Consider the following 19099-nt stretch of genomic DNA (forward strand, 5'->3'; position numbering starts at 1 on the left):
GATTAAGCAATGGACAAAACACTGAAGTTTACAGATAGCCACGAGTGGGTACGTGACAACGGTGACGGCACAGTAACTATCGGTATTTCAGAGCACGCTCAAGAGATGCTAGGTGACGTAGTTTTCGTTGACCTACCAGACGTGGAAGATGAAGTCGAAGCGGGCGAAAGCTTTTCTTTGGTTGAGTCAGTAAAAGCCGCTTCAGACATCTACTCACCAATCACTGGCGAAGTAGTTGAAATCAACGAAGAGCTAGAAGACAGCCCAGAGCTAATCAACGAAGAACCATACGAAGGTGGTTGGATTGTGAAAGTGAAGCTTTCAAACCCATCTGAGTTGGATGACTTAAAAGATGCGGAAGAATACCTAAGCTCTATCGAAGAAGAGTAATTAGGATGAGACGAAAGCTGTCCCCTAGCATAACGATTAGTGGACAGCTTTTTTTCTAGGTTCGGACGTATAATTTAGATTATCAGTAGCGTAAATCCGTTACCCGAACCAAGGAGTAGGTAAAGGACAATGACTGAATTACTTCAAAGCCTCAGCACACAGAATGAGTTCGTTGCTCGCCACAATGGACCAAATAAATCTGACCAACAAAAAATGTTGGAAGCGATCAACGCAGTAAGCCTTGATGCGCTTATCGACGAAACCGTACCAGCGCAAATTCGCCTAGAGCAGCCAATGAGCTTGGCAGAAGCGAAAAGCGAAGCAGACATGCTGGCAGCAATGCGTAAGTTCGCCGATCAGAACCAAGTTAAACGTACATTCATTGGCCAGGGTTACTACAACACCTTCACGCCAAACGTAATTCTACGTAACGTGATGGAAAACCCGGGCTGGTACACCGCTTACACCCCTTACCAACCAGAAATCTCACAAGGTCGTCTAGAAGCCCTTCTAAACTACCAACAAATGGTGATTGATCTTACTGGTATGGAAATCGCGAACGCGTCACTGCTCGATGAAGCAACGGCAGCGGCAGAAGCGATGACACTTTGTAAGCGTGCGGGTAAGAGCAAGAGTAACGTATTCTTCGTTGCTGACGACGTTCACCCACAAACCATCGAAGTGGTAAAAACTCGTGCGAAATTCATCGGCTTTGAAGTACTCGTTGGTTCTCTAGAATCACTACCTGAGCAAGACGTATTCGGCGCGCTAGTTCAATACCCAGGCACAACGGGTGAAGTTCGTGACCTAACGGACATCATCGCAAAAGCGCAAGCAAACAAAACGCTGGTAACGGTAGCGACTGACCTATTGGCTTCTGCCCTACTGAAACCTGCGGGTGAAATGGGCGCAGACGTAGCAATCGGCTCGGCACAACGTTTCGGCGTTCCTATGGGTTACGGTGGTCCACACGCAGCCTTCATGGCAACACGTGACAAGCACAAGCGTACTATGCCAGGTCGTGTTATCGGTGTTTCTATCGATACCAACGGCAACCAAGCTCTTCGCATGGCAATGCAAACGCGTGAGCAGCACATCCGTCGTGAAAAAGCGACATCAAACATCTGTACCGCTCAAGCACTACTAGCGAACATGGCGTCTTTCTACGCGGTTTACCACGGCGCAGAAGGTCTACGCACGATTGCTCGTCGTACGCACCACATGACAGCCATCCTAGCTGCTGGTTTAACTAAAGGCGGCTTCGAGCTTGCTCACAACAGCTTCTTCGACACCATCACCATCAATACTGGTGCACAAACTGAAGAGCTATACGCAAAAGCACTAGCGGCAGACATCAACCTACGTAAGTTGGGTACTCAGCTAGGTGTAAGCTTCGACGAAACCACAACCGTGGCAGACGTAGAAGCCCTATTCGCAGTATTCGGCGTGAAAGAAGAAGTCGCAGCACTATCAACTGAAATTGCTGGCAACGAGTTTGCAGCGATTCCAGAAGCACTGCGCCGCACAACGGAATACCTAACGCACCCAGTGTTTAACACGCACCACAGCGAAACACAGATGATGCGTTACCTAAAACAGCTAGAGAACAAAGATTTCTCGCTAACGCACGGCATGATCCCACTGGGCAGCTGTACGATGAAGCTGAACGCAGCAGCAGAGATGATTCCAGTAACTTGGCCTGAGTTTGGTTCGATCCACCCGTTCGCACCAGCAGAACAAGCAGCCGGTTACGCCGCACTAGCAAAAGATCTTAAAGAGAAGCTATGTGAAATCACAGGCTACGACGCATTCTCACTACAACCAAACTCTGGTGCATCAGGTGAGTACGCAGGTCTTATCGCGATTCAACGCTACCACGAAAGCCGTGGCGAGGGTCACCGCAACGTATGTTTGATCCCAAGCTCTGCGCACGGTACTAACCCTGCAACAGCGTCTATGGTGTCAATGAAAGTAGTTGTGGTTAAGTGTGATGAAGAAGGTAACATCGACGTCACTGACCTAGCAGCGAAAATCGAGAAGCACAAAGACAACCTATCAAGCATCATGATCACTTACCCTTCTACGCACGGCGTATACGAAGAACAAGTGAAAGAAGTGTGTGAAATGGTTCATACAGCGGGCGGTCAGGTTTACCTTGACGGCGCAAACATGAACGCACAGGTTGGTCTAACAACGCCGGGCTTTATTGGCTCAGACGTTTCTCACCTAAACCTACACAAAACCTTCTGTATCCCACACGGTGGTGGCGGTCCGGGTATGGGTCCTATCGGTGTGAAATCGCACTTAGCGCCTTTCCTACCGGGTCACATTGAAAACGGTGCAGACGGCGAAAACTTCGCAGTATCCGCAGCAGATATGGGTAGCGCGTCTATCCTGCCTATCTCTTGGGCTTACATCGCAATGATGGGCGAAGCTGGCCTAACAGACGCAACGAAAGTAGCGATTCTGAACGCGAACTACGTGATGGAGCAATTGCGCCCTCACTACCCTGTTCTTTACCGTGGCTCAAACGGCCGTGTAGCGCACGAATGTATTATCGACATTCGTCCACTGAAAGAAGAAACAGGTATCAGCGAAGAAGACATCGCGAAGCGTCTAATGGACTACGGTTTCCATGCACCAACTATGTCGTTCCCTGTAGCAGGCACGCTAATGGTTGAGCCAACAGAATCGGAAGACTTAGAAGAGCTAGACCGCTTCTGTGATGCGATGATCGCAATCCGTGAAGAGATGACAAAGGTTAAGAACGGTGAATGGCCGCTAGATAACAACCCGCTTGTTAACGCGCCACACACTCAAGTTGACCTAGCGAAAGATGAATGGGATCGCCCTTACTCTCGTGAGCTTGGCTGCTTCCCTTCTAAAGCAACCAAATCTTGGAAGTACTGGCCAACAGTAAACCGCGTAGATAACGTATACGGTGACCGTAACCTAATCTGCTCGTGCCCAAGCATCGATAACTACGAAGATTAATTTTTGTAGTGATCACAGATAACTAAGTTGAAAACTGTGATAACCGAGTTGGAAATCGATAACTAAGTTGGAAACTAACTTGAAAACAAAAGGCGAACCAAATTGGTTCGCCTTTCTCATTCTAAGCCTCATATCCCCAGTCACCTATCATCATGTCAGTCCACACAAGATGACTTAATTTTTTTCTGGTTCGTAGTACTCGGTTTCTGTAAAAAGTTAACTAGATTCAGATCATATCATAAGGCTCTTCATCGACCTCCCTTCCAAGAAACGCCGACTCTCAGAAATCAAACATTATCAATAGCCTATAAAATATGAAACTGATATAATATTAGGAATCTTTTACTGTTGTATAAAAAACAAACTCAGTTGTTAAGAATCCACTAATTAGGTTATTAAAAAGCATATTTTTCATGTAATTAGTGAATCCGTTACTATTTATTACTTGGTAACTAGAACAAACTATATTCAAGGAAGTGGTGTTGGTCGATCAAAGTGTAAATGCAGGTGTTACTGCACAGCAGGGCTTCGCCTTACAGCGGAATATGGCTCTTTTCTTAATACTGGACAACTACGATAGTAAATTTGATGGCTCAAAGTACTTTCTATCCCTAGAACATTTAGAAGATATATTATTCTGTCATCTAGACGATCACGGCCAGGCTGTCAAAGTAGAGACATATCAATCGAAAAAGAAGTCCGTTGGCAATTGGTCTATTGATGCTGAACTTACCGAGATAATAGTAAAAATACTCAAGGTAGGAAAAACGCTATTAGCAGACCCCCACCCTAAGTGCAGCAACTATAGTCACGACCTTTACTTTTCTTCTAACTCTAGTATGAAATTAACGACGAAAGTAAAATGTGGCGCTGATGGAAAGCAGACAACTAAAACCTATAGCCAAATCGTAAGTGAAGCAGACTCAGAAGTAATCTACTCAGAATTAGATCCTGTAATACAAAATGCTCTAACCACAAAACTTACAACGCATGATTCATACAACAGTGAAAATTTGTATGAAGAACTAAACAATTTAAAATTCTTGTACATCGATTTCAGTCGAACAAATAAAGAACAAGAAAATCAGTTAAGAACCAAACTCGAAGATATCTTTGATAGAAAAATAAGTGACTCTAAGGCTGCACTGGATTCGATCTTTAGGCTGTTCAAAGATGTTGAATTAACATACAACCAGCAGAGTATGGCTCGGCTGTCAGATAAGTCAAAGCAAGTACACAGTCAAGATATCAACAATGCTATCGAAATCATAACCACCAAATCAAAAGCATTCCAGTTTTGGCGAGACCATAGTAGAGACATTAGCCGAAAGCTAGGAGTTAAACCATTTGAACGAGACTCATTTGAAATGAAGTTCAGCCTAGCATTTGACCTATTTAAGAGCAAAGATGAAGCAGAACATCAGAAGATCCTAAGATTTGTAAAATCTAATTATCGTAAGTGTAGTGGATTCAGTGAAGATGACTGCATAGAAGAACTAGTAGATTTGTTCAATCAAAATCATAACTCCAACTTGGACGAGCAAACTTTAAAAGCCACCATGTATGCAGCTTACTTTGAATCTATTAATAAAATGGACGATTAAAAATGGGAATTTCAGTAGAATATAACAAATTCTTTGCATATAGCAGCAAGGCAGAAAAATATTTTGATTCTACCTTCTCTAAGGGAATTAATATTGTTCATGGTAAGAATACATCTGGTAAAAGCACATTTATTCAGGCACTGCACTATACCTTTGGAATCAATGATGAAAAAAGGAAACTTGCCGACTTACTGACAGAGAATGTGATTTTTAGACTAGATCTGACTATTCACAACTCTGCGCCTACCAATGTTTCGATAGTTCGAGATGATGAGATCGTTTCTATTAAAGTTGGCGAACAACCACCAATTAAGTTCATAGGTATTGGCGGTAATAACTCGCGAGAACATGTTAAGCTGAAAGTGTTTTTGTCTGAGCTATTGGGCTTTACCCTACAACTAGAGTATGACAATGAATATAAACCAGCATCGCTGGAAGCGATGTTTTTGCCTTACTACATAGCACAAGACGTTGGCTGGGTTTATCGCCACAAATCATTCCGAGGTTTGGACTTTGTTAAGAACTTTAAGAACGACTTTTTTGACTACTTTCTAGGTATTACAAATAATTACGACCGCCTTGAAAAAACTCGCCTCGATCGGGAAAAGAAAGAACTAGAAGCTGAATCTAGGCTTCTTCACAAGATCGAGCAAAACAACAAGAAGTTCAAATTAGCTAAAATGAAGGATGAAGCATTTACAGCTAAAACTAACGAATACATCGAGCCGTATAAAGAGAATAAATCTGAGCTGATTAGGCTAGAAAAAGAATACTTGTCCATATGCAACAAGATAACACTACTAGAGGAAAGTAGAAAAACTCTGCTTAGGGTTAGGCGTAACCTGAAGACAAATATTCTGGCCGCTGAAAAGTGCCCTACGTGTTCGCACACACTATCTCATTCAATAGAAGATACTTATAATTTTCTCCAAGACAAGAATGATACTGAAACGCAAATAAAAGAGTTAAACAAAAACATCAAAGCACTCAAAGATTCTCAAGGAAAATTGAACTCAATAATCAATGACATTGACGAGAAACGCCAGATGGTTGAACAGGATTATTATGAACTCTTAGAGTATAAGGTTGACGATGTAACCTTAGACTCATGGTTAAAAAATAAAGTCAACGTAGAGGTATCAGGAGAGCTCAATAGTAAGCTTGGTGAAATAACATCAAGAATCCTGTCTATTGAAGAAGAACTAAGCAAATTCAAAACCGATGAAGCCGTTAAAAAAGAAAGAAGAAATGCAAGTTATTCATTCAAATCTACTTTTGAAAAGTATACGTCTGAATTGCACGTGAAACCTTTTGAAGACGATAGGTTCTACTTACTCTATGACATACCTGCATTTCCAAGACAAGGCGTTGAATTGTTGAAGACTCTTCTAGCTTACAATTTCACCTTTGTAGAGACGATTAAAAAAACTGAGTATGTACATGTATTGCCGTTCGTACTTGATGCCATATTTGAAGGTGATTTCGAGGATGAAAGCAAGGATGAGATTCTTCATTTTATCAAAAGTCATACGCCATCAGATCAACAGTTCATTTTTTCAATAGCCGACTCAAAAAGTAACGCACATTCTGCTAAGTCATACAACATAAAACATTTTGAGGGTAACGCTAACCTGATTTGTATCGGAGAGAATACTAAGCAAAGATCATTTCTTGCGGACTACCGAGGGGAATGCGACCAGTATATCATTGAAACTATGGATATTTTAAGTTGAAATACTTAGCTTAATCACCAAACTCATCAAGCGCGAGCCTACTGCTCGCGCTGCTCTAGTTAGATACCCAGTATCTCCACCAAATTCAGATGCAATTAGTATCAATTACACCATAAACCGTGAGCTCTTTATCGCATTCTTGCCTATAGCCCATACCGTAGAGGTATTGCTGACATACAAAAAGGAGAACTCCTGTGATAAAGCAAGTTCTTATATGATTCTTTAGTTTCAAAAGACATTATAACGACCAGAGAATTATTCGCAGCGACGATAGCCGACCTCAGCCAGAAAGTCTCATTACACTCCAAAGGTGCCAGCGCGTCAGCTCCTTCAAAGATGACAAGTGTCTTGCGTCTACAACCTTCCAAAGTAGCAACCAGTTCTCGATTCTCTTCTGCTGCGAAAGCAACTAGGGGGGATGCATACTCATTAAAGTTCAGATTAAAGACATCTATGCCTCTACTCTTAGCTCGGTCTCTACACACATCCAAGTAGCCCTCAAAGACTTGTTGGCTAAATCTAGCGCGTAGTTTCTCAAAGTAGTCCTCTAAGTCCTCTGGCGTAAAAGGCTGTTTGTTCAATTCTTTGCGAAACCTAATGCTATCGGAGATCTTTACTTCCAAGATAGGAATATTGTGGGATTCGAATGCCTTCACCTTATCGGGTTCGCAACTGTGAGTGACAAAAATTTCTAACGCAACCTTTCCCCCCACTCATCGTACATCAGAGAGTCTTTAGACAGATAACCAATAGCATCAGGATAGAAGTACTTGTCGCTACCAAATTGGAGCCGAGTAGATTGATAATCCTTGTCAAAGTACTCAAACTTTAGCGGAAGGTCTTGGTTTCTGATCTTCAAAGGAATCGTACTTAAAGACGTTAGTGCTTCTATTGCTAACTGATGCGATAGACTCTCTCCATCACTATCACCCTGTACTTCTTTAGCTGCGTTCTTAGGATTATATCTAAAAAAGCCATTTTTATTTGGATGCACAGGCTTCCGATCTTTTGAATCTCTGTGAGTGCTCCACAGAATGAAATGGTTAAACTCCGCCCCATGATCCCGTTTAAGTTTGAGACCTTCCCAAATGTACATCATGAGTTGACTATGGTCTTGCTTACCTGGACTAACCAAAAAGCTCTGTTGTAAGAACTAGGTAATACTCTCGTTTAGCGAACAAGTAAGAGATTAGCAGATCGATTCTTCGTATTTTTTTACGTGGTGTTGAATAAAGAACATGCCCGCAGAACTCACTACATAATGCCCATCACCGCATCGGTACATAAAGTTACGATTCAAGAGAAAGCGCACGCATGCATCCCAGTCATCTTTTGGCATTAGTGCCCCTCGAATACGCTCATACTGCTCATTTCGTTTGATCTCATCTATATGTTTAGCTTTAAGGCCAAAATGTTCATTGGCTAAATCATCTAGATCGAAACTTTTATCAGTCCAAAACCTAGCTATCACTAAAAGCAATGCTTGTACCTTAGTAGCATTTTCGTCCGCATCTTCTGAACTATCATCTTTACGAATGTGAAAAAATTCGCCTCCAGAGTTAAAAACCAGCTCAAACCCAATGTGCTTGTAAAGGAGGCTATAATGGCTATCCAAATGCTTATATAGCTCTGTATACAAAGGGTTCTCAATAAACTGCTGAGTATATGTTTCATAAATGCGCTTAGTGATCACTTTGCCAGACGAGAACTGGGAGTAGACTTGCTGACTGAGTTCGAGGTCAGCATAGTCGAAAGTGTTAGATATTAGGTTATTAGTCGTATGCATAAGTCTTTCGTACCTCCAATTTTATTTTTCTGTACTTAAACACATACCCACCTACCGTTATCTCATGAAAAATATTAGTAACTCTTGGAAGATGGTTGTGAAGGTTTAACTGGCCTACTGAATTTAGAGTCATTAGGGCTTCAAGAAGGTCAAGTATTTGGTAATCGTCCAACAAGCCCTCTAACCTATCGCTCACTACTTTTATTAAATCATCACAATGCTCGAATCTCATCGAATACATTAGTTGCTTAACCTGTTTCACTCTTTCCAAGCGCGTGTCTAAACTATTATCTTTAGAGCTATGTAAAAGAGATAAATCAAGCTGATTAACTAGTTCGTAATCTTCAAGCTTCGTGTTGATGTCCGTGGTTATGTTGTTAAAGTACGACCGCGAATCACTCAGTCGGAGATCTTTTGGACGTGGCTGGTTCATCAAGCCACAAAACAAACCTGATGTTAGAGCAAAGTCTGAACTGATTCTTTTACGCCTTAAGTCCTGTTGTGTTTCTTTTAAATATTCCACTAACTCAGAAAATGCATTTTCGATTGCATTAAACTGGGTGAGCCTTTTCCTTGAACGAGCTAAAAACTGATCAATAGATGTAGATATACGACTTATGTCTTTATGATAAGCATTGAATGAAATTGCATATCGAAGCATGGTTGAAGCTTCACTGTCTAAACTATGTACTTCAAACAACCTTTTAAGCTTTTCAAGACATGCCAATAAATTTAACCCATCTCTAAGTACCACTTTCTCATCCAGAAAAGCCCTAGTAGGTAGGATATGTCTAACCAAGAGGTTTGAAATATGTTCAATATTGTCTTTTTGTAATGCCTGCACGACATTAGGATTGGTTGCCTTCAAGGCTTTCTCACTCTGTTCGCTCAAGTCCTTATTCACATCTTCCATCCGAGTAAGGTTTCTGCGAATTAGACTTTGCAGGGCTGCCAGAGATCGAAACAACGCCCCCAATGCCTCCCTGTAGTCCAAGTCTTGGGGGTTAAAATCAAGGCTACCACTGTCAAACCTATCAGTTAGCTCCCTTAATGCAACAAGCCTTGTGTTTAACTCTATATGGGTAAGTTCTTGGATTAAGCTTCTATCAAACAGTCTAAAAATGTCCAGTACTGCTTTATCGAAAAACAGCCTCCCAGCACCTTCGAAATGATCAATATCAGACAAAATATGTGAATTAATCAGATTATCCTTTGAAAAAGCTACTCTGACAGCATTTTGCTGAGTTGTATCTCCTTCCAGCGTTTTGAGACACTTAAATACAGCTGCATTAAAATCGTATTCACGTACATACGATTCACCATATGTATCCATTGACCTTATCGACTCAAGCATGATGGCTTTATACTCCATCATTAACTTAAATGTCGGAAGTGTATCTAGAACTTGGCTATTCATCAGTCTCTCCAAAAATACACATCTGATCTTCCTTCGCTACGCTTGGTTTAATGATGTACTCAGGTTCACTAGTAAAGGCAATCTGACGCTCAGGATGATAAGGAAGACTTGTTTTCATCGAGTCAATTTTGAAGTAGTAGCCAAAGAGTAATATCAACTCACTAGATACTGAATGTGTAGATGCACTTAGTACTCTAAAACCCGACTCATTGAGTTGTGGCAAAAGCCACTGAAATTGCGAGAGATCTACAGAAGCTCCCTCATCTATAATTAATGGGAAAAATACTTTACAGCTCGATTGCTGGACAGATTTTAGTAACACTTCAACTAGTTTGATGTTTATTAGCATCACTGTCGAAGTGGACTGAGATTTTGTCTCAAGACTCTTCGCGCCCTGTTTTTTAACATGGTAGTTGATTCCCGTGAGTATTTTTTCCATAGTTAAAGTGGATGCTGTGCCTTCATCAAAAAACTCTTTGCTAAAGGTCTTGAGTCGATCCACAAACTCACTTGAAAGTCGGCTATCGGCGTATAAGTCAATGTGTGCTACCTCTGCCAATAGTGCTTCGAATCGACTATTAACACCGATTTTAGCTTTTACTTCCGATAAATCATTTATGGTCGCTTTCTTAAACTCAGTGTTAATAAACCCTTCAAAGCTATCAATTAGCTGTCGGTTTTTCTCAAGTTCAGTAATGATTCCATGAATCTCACTCTTAAGGGCAACAAACTGCCTTTTCAGATTAGCTATCTCTTCATCCACATGTACAAATTTTGACTCAATCTGCTTATATGTATGACGAATTTGTTCATCAGAAAGAGTCGCGGTAAACAAGTCGTCATCATTGTCGATGACACCTTCTTTAACCAAAAAATGTATATTGGATATAACGCCACTACGCGCCCGCACTTTTGCTAATAGTGCATTTTCCAGACTTTCAAAAAACTGTTCCGACACTTCAACGTTTTCAACACTTAGCTTCTCCAGTGGAAAATCTACAAGTTGATGTCGAGCTAGGCTATTACTCACTCTCTGGCTCAAGCCTTTAAGTTTTTCTAAATTTGAGTTGAAGTTACTTAAACTCTCCTTTGATTCAGCTAGCTCCCTTTGAGATATGTCTAGACTATTTTGGGCTTTAGATAATGAGTTTTCAGCTTCTTCAACTTGTTGAGTTAAAGATCGTACTTCCTCATTGGCATAGTTAGCGGTTTGGAGGTTGAACTCATAGCTCTTAACTTTGGTAAGTTCACTGTCATATCGTTCTAGTTTACGCTGTAACCTAGCTATTTCAGTTTGAGTAAGGATATCGCTTTGGTTGCCAATTTTATCTAACTCATGCAACTCATCCTCAAAAGCAGCTAAGTTCTTAGTTCTCTGCTCAAGCTCTTCTTCTGTTGAATGTTCTTCAATCAAACTGGCAATATTTAGAGTTCTATCAAAGAAACGATATTGCTGATTATCTCTTTCAAAAAGAGCTAAAAATCCTTTAAAACGATCTAACTCTGTTTCTGTTAACCTACGACCAGGGTTAGCTTTGGAAATAATACTATTTATCGAAGATAGTATTTGATAGTCGCCATTCTCTAATTGCTTTGATAAGAAAAATTCTTTTAACTCTAAGCTTCGATTAAGTATTCTGATGTGCCTATTTTCATCTGCTATCAACGTCTTCAATTGATCAATACGCACCTTCCTTTTAGATGCATCTTTTAAGTTGTCGAGATTGGATACCTCTTCATCAAGCTCTTCAGCAAGGATCTCTTCAATTTCAGAAATAGGCTTTCCAAAGTAATCATCGATGATCCTTTTCGCTGTATCTAGCTGAGGTTGTAGTTTCTCCAATTTCGCACTTTCCTGTTTAAGGGCTCCCTTCAACTCATTGAGGTGTCGTTGTGCGTCATCGTGAAACTTTTGGTTATTCTTGTTCTGCTCAAGCGCCAAATGTATCTGGTCTTCAAGCAACTTGTGTTCTTTAGCTTTAGAGTCCAACTCCCCTCTAAGCACACGATCAAATTGCAGCAACTTAGTTTCTGCACTTTGGTTGTCTGTTAAAGTGGCGTACGAGATAGAAAGTTCTTCAAATTTTGGTTTTAGATTTTTTACTTTCTGTAGATGAAGTTCCTTATCGCCAAGCATCTGGTTTCTATTCAAAAACTCATTGATATCAAGGCTTAATTCATCTTTACGCTCTTTCTTAGTAGACTCAATGATGTTGGCAATAGCCAGCCTAACAGCATCGGAACCAGTCTTCATATCAAACAGGAGCTTAACTAACGCTTTAAAGGAGTTAATACTGGCATCATCTAACTTGCTCAATGGAAATAAGCAATAACGCATAGCATTTACATCAAGTAAATCATTTGCATACAGCGCTTCTTTGATTGCCTGAGGGCGCTCAATAGTCTTAAAGTACTTAGGATCTCTTTCTTTTAATGCCTTCTTCACATAATCGATAGATAGGTTTTGTACTGCTCCTCCAATACCATCTTCTCCAATACTTGAATCCCAAAAGAGATCTTTTATGTTCTGGTACGGAAGAGATGTAAACATCCTTTTGTAAGACTTAGACTCACCTCTATACAGAATCTGACAGTGTGGAATTGGGCCGCCAAGAAAATTCTCACATTCTAAGATCAAGAAACTCGATCTACTTGGGAAATAATGCTCATAACTCTCATCATCCGTATAAGGTTCACCTTTGTTATTCATGAACCCAAACTTTTGAAAGCTCTTCTTGAAGTTTGTCTCTGGCAGTAGAAACAACCGAATCGCATTAAGTATTGATGTTTTACCAACATTCCCCTTCGCAATTATGATCCCACCATTTCTAAGATCGATTTCTGCGATAGCCACCCCCACAGAGTCGACAACAATCAATCTTGAAATACTTATGCGAAAATCTTCCATCATCTTATCCTTATGGTAGTAGGGCTTCTTGTTCCAAAAATGCTCTATGTGTATGTAACAATTGTTTTTCTTGTTCGAGGTTTAACTCACTGGCAATAGAAATCGCTTGTCGCCATTCAGAAACAGACTTGGGCTTCAAATTGAAAAACGCTTCAAACTTGCCCCAATCAACTGGCGAAAGCCAATGGCAATCTGACACGTTCATTGCTAGTGTTCTAAAAATCTTCAGACCACCTAGATCTAAGTCTCCCGCTACGTAGATCCGTTTGTAGTTCGTAAGAAACTTTAAATTTAGGCTATTATTGATTTGTGTCCCTGCACCAAACAAAAAGTCAGTGTGCTCAATCAACTCTTCACGTCCTATGCTTTCCATAAAAGACATGTACCGATAAAAATTCTCTATGTTCTCAATTACCACAGCTTGATCGTTCAGCTTGGGTAAAGAACTAATCACCCCACCTTCTGATGAAACAATCACATATGGAGTATTCGGAAAACTAGTCGTGTTAAGTAAGAGGATATGAGAAAAACTTGTATTAATAGCGTGTGATTTGCCTTGCTTAGCGCCATCGGTTCGACTTGAAATATCCTTTGTATAGAATGAGGTGTGACGTTCCTCATCTAACACCTTTAGCACATGTCCTTTGCTTACACGCTTTGCTTTATAGATGGACATCCACTGTTCAGGGTCTTTCAAACTAAGCTTCTCAATAAACCCCTTCAAGTTTATCGGCAAGCCTTCTTCGATCTTGGATAAGTAGTCATTGACGTTCATTGTAGTCCTCAACAGCCAGAAATTTATACCATAAGTAACACGTCAAGCAACATTGCTAGAATCAACTAGTGTCATATTACACTGGAATCAAATGATTCGTTAGAGTAAATTAGTACAGTTCATTTTGATAAGGGTAATCATTATGCGTTGTGTCGAATCTCCGCAAACCAAACGACTAAGGCTTATTGATTTCTATCTCTGCTTCTTTGGGAAAGTGAATCGCTCCGACCTTATTCAGCATGGTGATATTGCCGTTGCTACAGCAAGCCGTTCTTTTAATGCTTACAAAGAACGTTTTCCCGACAACACGGTTTTCAACGAAAGCTTGCGAGCATACATGAGGTCAGCATCGTTTAGCCCAGCTTTTGAGCATGACCCAGAAGCAGCTCTGAGGTTAATAGCATGGGGTCAGGAGCTTAACTCCATTCCAGTAACAACTTATGGTGTAAGCAGCTTTGCGACAGTGTTGGATTCACTATCTATTGATATCGTCTCTCAAGTCACAAGGTCGATTCTGAATAAGCACTGTATTTCTGTCCTGTATAGTTCCTCAACCAGCACCGAGACTAGAACCCTGACGCCTCATTCTCTATTCAAAGGACTTGGGGCTTGGCACATCCGTGCTTGGGACAGTAAAAGACGTAAATTCCTGTGCTTTAGAATCAGTCGAATTCTTAAGGCTCAGCTAACTGACAGCTCATACGACAAGACTATAGAGGACGATACTCTTTGGAACCGTGACGTTGTCCTAAGTGTTGCACCGCACTCTAAGCATGAAAATAGAAATGACTTAGCTATTGATCTTGGTATGGAGGGTCAATACGTGCGAAACATTACAACCAACGAAGCGTTAGCTGGTTACGTGCTCAATGACCTCCACGTAGACTGCACGCCTAATGCTTCGTTGCCGCCGCATGCCTTCAACTTGCAGTTGATGAATAGACACGAGCTAGAGCATGTTGACTCTATTCGAGCTTTAGTACCTGGATTTAAATCAGGAAACCGATGACCATCACTAAACACCAAATTAGCGTATAGACAGCTATACATATTTGTTTTGTATATCCTTAACGAGTAGGACAATGAGCTTGAAAGCTACCTCAGATACTGGCTGGGTTAAGCCGATTAATCAGATTACTGGCCTCGACCATTTAGGAGTGCAAGCTCCATGCATCGAAGTCTACGGTAAACTTCTTCCTGGGATAACTAATGTTACCGATAGAGCTCGGTACTATTCGTTCTACGCATGGGTGTTTTATGCCTTCGAAAGGAAAAAGTGGTTAGATAGTGACACTTTTTTAAAAATGTTCCGAAGAGCAGACTGTCTATTCACACTTGCTGCTATGGCACATGAAACAAGTGATAACAGTACAGTTAATCACTCTGGAGCTCTTGTAGGCAAGGATACATTTCAGAAACACTTCGAAGAGATCACCTCAGGGAAAAAATTCAAGCTATCACAATTTAGCCATACTAATCCTGATTCCTCTCGATACTTTAAGAACTCCTTTGGCGGCCTAGGACAGTATTACTTTGGCACACTTTGCAACCTAAAAATACTAGCGGGCGAGTCTCCTAAAAACGGGAAGCTCATTGAAGAAGTAGGACTAAAACTAGCCAAAGCATTTGACCAAAACGTCAACTCATCACTTTTTTTGGAAACTATTGAAAATGATGAGTTTACCTACGAAACTCTGACTCATTTAAAGTCATTCTGCCCATGTAATCTATCATGCGACAGTGAAGAACGAACTCTTTTAATTAGCCTATTCACCAAAGGTTTCGCGTCACTTTATCAAACAGAGTACGAAACTGACTTTCAAGCTCTCAACCGCGTTGAATCAATGGCTTACATCCTTGCTCTCACCGAGCATATTACTAAAACAGACACATCTCAAAGTTTTGATGTGGCGGTCTTCCGAAAACTTGCTTATACAAATGCTCTTCAATACTCAGGTAAATACGAGCACCTTTGGAACATTGAATCTAGCTGGCAAGATTACGCTAGAAATGAGATAGCCTCTATTGCCATGCAGGGAATATTTTACTGTGTTCTAAAAGCAACTGAATCTCGCAGACCGAACTTCAAAGACACTCGGTCAATAGCTTTGTGGTACTGGCAAGAAGGGCCTGGTAGCAAGGTAACATCAAATTATCATCACCAACAATTCGATCAAACCTTGTCTCAACTTTCTGTTCAGTTACCTAACTATGAGCGATGGGATGAAAACAACCATGAAGTGACTCTTGCCCACAGAGTTGAGAAACTTACAAAGAATGGCAGTAACGATTTAGAATCCATAACTAAAAATTGCTTAATGATCTTGGCAGCACTGGTTTCCCGCACTCAGAATAAGTCGGGGTATAACAGTGTAGAGCTCCAGAAGAGCTTTTTAGATAGATACCCACTCAATCTGCTAGCTATCTGTGAAACTTTAAATACCCAATTGAATAAACAATCTACTCTGTCAGCGTTGATACAATTAACTCACCATGGCTTACTTGAGAACCACTTTCTTGTTGCTATGAGAAAGCTAAGAAACCAACAACAGATGACCTTCCGTTTCCTACCCAGTGAATTTGGTATCGAAATAATAAAGCCACCCCCAGCAGTTTTTACGTCACCAAGGTTTAAGCAAGTTATTCAAATTATGGCAGATCTTGGCATGGTTCGTATAACAGAGAACTCTTTTCTAGTAGAACCTGCGGGCTATGACATTCTGAAGGTGAGCTCATGAGCAGCCCTATTTCACTCATAGAAGAGCTGAAGAAAGGTGGTTATGATTCATGCCTAATGACAAGCTACTCTATTAACTTTGCATTCTATGAAGAGTACCTTCTTCGAAAAATGCAAATTGCTGGTGTGACAAATCATTTACTGTTCGTTGATAATCGCATGTTAAAAGCGGCTATCCAGAATTTTCCACCTAAGTTTGCTGGCTACGCATACGGCATTGCACCTATGAAATGTAACCAAGCATTTCACCCCAAAGTGTATATGCTCCTTGGTAAAAAGAAAGGCTTGCTTGTAGTTGGAAGCCACAACATGACTCTATCTGGTTTCGGCAGCAACTTAGAAGTTACAAATGTAATTAGGTTCGATGAGAAATCTAACGAAGAAGATCTTTCTATTTTTAAAGATGCTTTTCATGCGTTTGAGGTATGGCTCAATGATTATGGGCAAAGCTCGCCTCAGATAGTTAGAGAGATGTTGGGTAAAGCCAAGGCTTTAGCTCCATGGATTAAAAAGAAGCCAAAGCTACCTAGTAGCAATAGCTTCCTATTTTCGTCCTATTCCAATAAAGAATGTCTTTGGAGAAATCTCCAAACACACCTACCAAAAACAGTTGACAAAACATACGGCGTTTCAGCGTTCTTTGACAACTCGGGACAATTCGTTTCTTCTCTTTCTGAGTTATCTGTAGCTAAACCCATTATTGCAATACAGCCTAAAAGCGTTTGCCTGAGTACCACAATACTTCATAGCGGCACCGTAAAATTTGTGGATATAAAATCTATCCAACCTGATGGTATGTCAAAGTTCACGACATACGCTCATGCAAAAGCTTTAGTATTTCTCGCCAATCAAGAAACATTCTTCATATCTGGTAGTGCTAATTTCAGTAGCAATGCATGGCTTAAAACTGGCAGTAATACTAACGCTGAGGCAATGCTTCTCCTCCGAAATGGAGATGCAAAAGAGGCAATAGTCTCGACCAACTTTTTGCATATGGAAGCGTCAGAAGAAGTACTGGAAGTAAATAGTAAAGAGCTTAGCGAAGGCTCTACAGACACTACACATATAGAGTTGGTATTTGTTGAACTACAACTTAACCAGTCTCTAGAAATCGAGCTTATGGATAGCCAAAGAGGTTGTCAGCCGTTTTACAAGGATGAGTTTGGCGATTATTACCAAATTGAACATACTCTGGAAAATCAGGCCATTATTATATCTGAGCAGTTGTTAGACTGCGGGAGACTGATCTATCTACTCCGTAATGAAGAGTTAATCGCTACTGTCGTCACACATAACGTCCCCTCGCTAGAAAAACTATGCGAGTCTTCTGAAGAACGCCAGTTAAGACAGGCTGTTTCATCATTAAGCACTGATTACCCTCAATTTGATCTTCTATTTAACTGCATTGAGAAGCTAACACCTCAATTACGCCGTCCTGTTGGTGCATCTGAAAAATATATACCACAAACTCATGATGATACGGATGAGAGAGATTCGCTCATTGTTAGTATTGTTCAAGAAAACGACGCCAGCACCAAGTCAGGAAGGCGTGCCATATCGTCGGATGGATTAAACCTAATCTTAGATATGTTTCTTCACACCATACCTTCTATCCAGACAGGCAGCAATTCTCTATATAGGGAAGACCATTTAGGACGCAATGAGGAAGAACTTGTCGGAACTGATGATGAAGATACCGCTGAAAGCCCAAGTATTTCTCCTGAACAAGTAGAATATGTACATAAAAAGCTCACGAAATTACTTAATAAGCTTGAAAAAGTATATGTTTCGAACTCGGATAATGAAGCCAATAAAATGAGTTTTCTACTAATGGCCTTCGTTGTAATTCATAACCTTAGCCGTCACGAGTTTATTGTCGGTTCACATGAAATCAAGGTACAGCCGACTCTAGACAATGCCAACAAAGCAAAACCAATAGTTGATGAGAAGCACCTTAAAAAACTTAGAGAGATCTCTTTTGTCTGTTTCTTTAATGAAAAAGAATCTCCAATTCAGATCCTCAATGACAGTGAAAATATATACAACAGCAACGAATACACCCAGTTGTTAGCATACGTCTCGTGGTTACTTTTTAAGTTGGGCATAAGCTATAGCGATGCTCCACGGCTATCAAAAAGCGTAAAAGAATGCGAAATCATTCACCAAGCAAACGCTCAAATGCTATTTCTGATGCAAAGGTTAGATGGTGATGAAAAGGCTTTTAAAACTGCGGAAAGCTTATTTGAAGAGGATTCTCCAAATGCTCTAGAATGGTTATACAGATCGATATCTGAAACTGAGCTCTTACTTTATGAAGACAGGCCCCTTTATTCTGGATATCAATTAGTTAAATCGAAATGCGGTGGCTTTAACGGATTCTGTTTCGTTGACAAGAAAAGAAATAACAGCCCATCAGTACAACTTGCCACTGTAGGTTCAAGCTTAATATTTAGCCGAAAATCATTAGACATTGCATTTTGATACGCAAATCTAAGAGCTACAACCGCACCTAATAAAACTATTACTCGCGAAATAATCACTCGTAAACGTTCAGTTCGTAAAACGCGGTTCGCAAAGTACGGTTCGGGTTTTACGAACTGAACAATCACTCTAAACGAGAGAATTCTATTGAAGAGAGAGTTTCCAACTTGGTTATTTTTAAAGAGTATTCCAGATCGTTGATTTAGACGGCTGGCAAGTTTCCATCTTAGTTATCTGTGATCAGTAGAATCTAAATAGACAAAGGCGAACCGAT

The 19099-nt window shown here is 40.7% G+C and carries 12 protein-coding genes; 7 read left to right on the top strand and 5 right to left on the bottom strand.

The window, feature by feature from the left end; translation table 11 throughout:
- The first annotated feature begins 9 nt into the window (after positions 1-9).
- The 4 genes from gcvH (at position 10) to QMY49_RS24755 (ending at position 6721) form a co-directional block, all read left to right on the top strand.
- Entirely contained in the window at positions 10-390 is a 381-nt protein-coding gene (gcvH, locus tag QMY49_RS24740) for a glycine cleavage system protein GcvH (protein WP_005451648.1), read from the top strand.
- A 129-nt stretch (positions 391-519) separates the two neighbouring features.
- Complete coding sequence (gene gcvP / locus QMY49_RS24745) at positions 520-3384, top strand: aminomethyl-transferring glycine dehydrogenase (RefSeq protein WP_283315033.1); 2865 nt, start codon at positions 520-522, stop codon at positions 3382-3384.
- 482 nt (positions 3385-3866) lie between these two features.
- The gene (locus tag QMY49_RS24750) at positions 3867-4988 is read left to right on the top strand and encodes a dsDNA nuclease domain-containing protein (RefSeq protein WP_283315035.1); all 1122 of its coding nucleotides are present in this window, start codon (positions 3867-3869) and stop codon (positions 4986-4988) included.
- A gap of 2 nt (positions 4989-4990) precedes the next feature.
- Complete coding sequence (locus QMY49_RS24755; RefSeq protein WP_283315037.1) at positions 4991-6721, top strand: hypothetical protein; 1731 nt, start codon at positions 4991-4993, stop codon at positions 6719-6721.
- A gap of 691 nt (positions 6722-7412) precedes the next feature.
- Here QMY49_RS24755 and QMY49_RS24760 read toward each other — a convergent pair.
- From QMY49_RS24760 to QMY49_RS24780, 5 genes are all read right to left on the bottom strand, one after another.
- Positions 7413-7820 (bottom strand): hypothetical protein, encoded by a 408-nt coding sequence (locus QMY49_RS24760; protein WP_283315039.1) that lies wholly within the window; start codon positions 7818-7820, stop codon positions 7413-7415.
- A 90-nt stretch (positions 7821-7910) separates the two neighbouring features.
- A complete protein-coding gene (locus tag QMY49_RS24765) occupies positions 7911-8507 on the bottom strand; it encodes a condensin complex protein MksE (protein ID WP_283315040.1) in 597 nt (198 codons plus the stop codon).
- Entirely contained in the window at positions 8494-9924 is a 1431-nt protein-coding gene (locus QMY49_RS24770; protein ID WP_101960874.1) for a hypothetical protein, read from the bottom strand. Before QMY49_RS24770 ends, QMY49_RS24765 begins: the two co-directional genes overlap by 14 nt.
- Complete coding sequence (locus QMY49_RS24775) at positions 9917-12835, bottom strand: sbcc family protein (RefSeq protein ID WP_145994116.1); 2919 nt, start codon at positions 12833-12835, stop codon at positions 9917-9919. The genes QMY49_RS24770 and QMY49_RS24775 overlap by 8 nt, the downstream gene beginning before the upstream one ends.
- Before the next feature lie 7 nt (positions 12836-12842).
- Entirely contained in the window at positions 12843-13607 is a 765-nt protein-coding gene (locus tag QMY49_RS24780; RefSeq protein ID WP_283315043.1) for a Wadjet anti-phage system protein JetD domain-containing protein, read from the bottom strand.
- A gap of 142 nt (positions 13608-13749) precedes the next feature.
- On the opposite strand from QMY49_RS24780, the gene QMY49_RS24785 reads away from it, so the two are divergent.
- The 3 genes from QMY49_RS24785 to QMY49_RS24795 all read left to right on the top strand — a co-directional run bounded on the left by QMY49_RS24785 (position 13750) and on the right by QMY49_RS24795 (position 18825).
- Positions 13750-14616 (top strand): BrxR family helix-turn-helix transcriptional regulator, encoded by an 867-nt coding sequence (locus QMY49_RS24785; RefSeq protein WP_101960877.1) that lies wholly within the window; start codon positions 13750-13752, stop codon positions 14614-14616.
- A 73-nt stretch (positions 14617-14689) separates the two neighbouring features.
- Positions 14690-16345: a hypothetical protein gene (locus QMY49_RS24790; RefSeq protein WP_042766511.1), complete on the top strand. Its 1656-nt coding sequence runs from the start codon at positions 14690-14692 to the stop codon at positions 16343-16345.
- Positions 16342-18825, top strand: coding sequence for a phospholipase D-like domain-containing protein (locus tag QMY49_RS24795; protein ID WP_283315048.1), 2484 nt, complete (start codon positions 16342-16344; stop codon positions 18823-18825). Before QMY49_RS24790 ends, QMY49_RS24795 begins: the two co-directional genes overlap by 4 nt.
- Positions 18826-19099 lie beyond the last annotated feature (274 nt).

The sequence above is a fragment of the Vibrio harveyi genome (genome assembly GCF_030060435.1).
Lineage (GTDB): Bacteria > Pseudomonadota > Gammaproteobacteria > Enterobacterales > Vibrionaceae > Vibrio > Vibrio harveyi.